General features: G+C 28.6%; 3 protein-coding genes. All 3 read right to left on the bottom strand.

Annotation, left to right across the window (positions count from 1 at the left end; all coding sequences use genetic code 11):
* On the bottom strand, positions 1-443 hold a 443-nt coding region (locus G3997_RS03900), incomplete at its 3' end, for an ATP-binding cassette domain-containing protein (RefSeq protein ID WP_296648439.1).
* A 20-nt stretch (positions 444-463) separates the two neighbouring features.
* On the bottom strand, positions 464-1,252 hold the full coding sequence (locus tag G3997_RS03895; RefSeq protein WP_296648435.1) for an ABC transporter transmembrane domain-containing protein: 789 nt from the start codon (positions 1,250-1,252) through the stop codon (positions 464-466).
* Position 1,253: 1 nt separating this feature from the next.
* On the bottom strand, positions 1,254-1,740 hold a 487-nt coding region (locus tag G3997_RS03890; protein WP_296648431.1), incomplete at its 5' end, for an ATP-binding cassette domain-containing protein.

Below are 1,740 nucleotides of genomic sequence, written 5' to 3'. Positions count from 1 at the left end.
AGGTCATTTGTATTTATTTCATTTATATTTTTATTATTTATAGAGATTTCTCCCTCATTTACTTCCCAGAATCTCATAAGTAATCTTAATAATGTAGATTTACCAGATCCACTTTTACCAAATATTCCTATTACAGAGTCTCTCTTTAAATCCATTGAGAAGTCTTTTAATATTTCTTCTTCTCCATAAGAGAATGTTATATTATCACAGCTTATATCACCAAACTCTGACTTTTCCCTACCTTCAACATCTCTAACTACTGGCTCTTCTTCAAGTAAATCTAAAACTCTATTTCCTGCAGCTAATGTATGGAATAAGTTATTTGATAAGTTACTTATTGCAACAACTGGACCAAATGAACTCATTAAAGCTATTAATGGGACTATAACTTCAACAAATGTTACCTCATTATTTATAAATAATATACTACCTGCAGTTAACATAGTCATACCACATAATAGTATTACTGCATGCCACATAATAGTATTACTGCATCTGTAACAGACTTATTATTACCTTCTTGCTTTAATAATAACTCTTGTTTATCTTCTAATACAGTTGTTCTTTCATTTATTTCATCTAAACGTTCTTTACCAACTTGATATTGTATTATATCATTTAATCCTCTAATACTACTTAAGAAATAAGAATTTAATTCTCCCATTTCATTTCTGTATTCTTGACCTATATGATTTCCTTTATTAGCTGACCATACTGGTATTAATATACCAACTAAGCAGTAAGCTACTAAAGCTATTATACCTAGTATAGGATTGTAGCTTCCTATGTATAAAACCATTATTAATGAAGTAATAACTGCAATTATTATTGGTGAAATTGTATGTGCATAAAATACTTCTAATAATTCTGTATCTGTTGTTACTAAAGATATTAAGTTACCCTTATCTCTTCCCTCTAATTTAGCCGGTGCTAAAGTACGAAGTTTAACAAACACTTTATGACGAATTAATGCTAATAATTTAAATGCTATATAGTGATTTGCACCTTGTTCTGCATATCTTAATATTCCTCTTAATATTGAACAAACTACTATTACAGTTCCTATTTGAGATAATGTAAATCCTGTATCAAATCCTAATACTGTAACTAATCCTATACCACCCATTACAATAATAAAGATGGCAGTTAAAAATCCTATAACACCCATAGTAACAGCTGCAACCATTACATGTATTAATGGCTTAACTAAACCAATTAGTTTGGCCATTACTTTTAAACCACTTCTATTCATGTTATATACCTCCTTTACCATAGCTTTCTAATTGTTTTTGTGTATTGTATAAGTTTGCATATATACCTTCTCTATCAAGAAGTTGATTGTGAGTTCCTTTTTCAACTACTTCACCAGAATCTATTGTATATATAATGTCTGATTTAACCACATTTTCTAAACGATGTGATATTAATATTATTGTTTTTGTTTTTGAAAGATAATGTATAACTTCCATTATTTGATTTTCACTTTCTGCATCTATATTAGATGTAGCTTCATCAAATATGTATATTGGAGTATCATGAAGTATAGCTCTTGCTAAACATAATCTTTGTTTTTGTCCACCTGATAAGTTAGACCCTTGTTCTAATAATAAAGTATTAAGTCCATCTTGGCTATTTATAAAATCAAGAAGATTTACTTTTCTTAATGCTTCTAACATTTCTTCTTTAGTTGCTGTTGGATTTCCCATTCTAAGATTATCTTCTACTGTTCCCTTAAATAAT

It is taken from the genome of Romboutsia sp. 13368, assembly GCF_018336475.1.
Taxonomy (GTDB): Bacteria; Bacillota; Clostridia; order Peptostreptococcales; family Peptostreptococcaceae; genus Romboutsia.
This window is presented reverse-complemented; position numbering and strand designations above follow the sequence as displayed.